Origin of the sequence: Syntrophomonas wolfei subsp. methylbutyratica (assembly GCF_001570625.1) — a bacterium.
Taxonomy (GTDB): Bacteria; Bacillota; Syntrophomonadia; order Syntrophomonadales; family Syntrophomonadaceae; genus Syntrophomonas; species Syntrophomonas methylbutyratica.
The window spans coordinates 1-1,004 of record NZ_BBQT01000057.1 but is presented as its reverse complement, the minus strand read 5'-3'; the positions used below and the strand labels follow the sequence as shown (position 1 = coordinate 1,004).

The following is a 1,004-nucleotide window of genomic DNA, read 5'->3' as shown; positions in this document are numbered from 1 at the left end:
AGCTTTATTCCCAAGCGGGAACAGCGTGAGCTCAAAGAGCTCGTACGCTATCGCCGAAGCATGGTGCAGGAGCGTGCCAGGGAATTGAATCGTATTCAAAAAGTTCTTGAGGGAGCCAATATCAAATTATCTTCTGTGGTAAGTGAGATCGATGGTAAGTCTTCTCGTGATATGCTTACAATGCTTGCCGCTGGATGTAACGATGCAAAAGCTATGGCCAATAAGGCACGAAGGCAAATGCGTAAGAAAATCCCTCAGCTTGAAGAAGCTCTACATGGTTTCATGGGCGAACATCAACGGCTCATGCTGGATTCAATGTTAAAACATATTGATTTTCTTGAAAGCCATATTTTACTACTGGATAAGGAAATTCACGAGAAAATGGAGCCGGTCAGTGAACAAATCACCCTTATTGATTCTATTCCCGGAATTGGAGAACGCAGTGCTCAGGTTATTATCGCTGAAATTGGTACTAATATGAACCAATTCCCCTCTGCTGCTCATCTTGCTTCATGGGCTGGAATATGCCCCGGCAACAATGAGAGTGCGGGAAAACGTAAAAGCGGGAAAACCCGCAAGGGAAGCGATATTCTGAAAGCTACATTAATAGAATGTGCCAAGGTGGCCGGCCATCTAAAAAACACTTATTTTAGCGCCCAATACTCCAGAATTGCAGCAAGGAGAGGTAAAAACCGTGCTACTGTAGCGGTAGCTCATACTATCCTTACAATTGTGTATCAAATGCTCAAAGCAGACGTCCTCTATCAGGAACTCGGGCCGGACTTTTTTGAGCAACGACGAAAAAACGAGATCGTAAAAAAATCCGTAAAACGGCTTGAAGCTTTTGGGTATACCGTTACCATTGATCAGCAAATCGGGATAAGTACAGCTTAGGCAACAATTTAATTTTCAAAGAGCTTTTTTCACGCTCAATCATTTGCTTGAGTCTAGTATTTCTTTGGCTTTTTTAACCTTCAATGTTATATAGTTTTCAGGATAGACAT

1 protein-coding gene is annotated in these 1,004 nt (G+C 42.5%); it reads left to right on the top strand.

Translation table 11 applies throughout. The features are described from left to right. Positions 1 to 894, top strand: an 894-nt coding sequence (locus tag AWB54_RS14985) for an IS110 family RNA-guided transposase (RefSeq protein WP_061215394.1), incomplete at its 5' end; no start/stop codon positions are given. Positions 895 to 1,004: the final 110 nt, after the last annotated feature.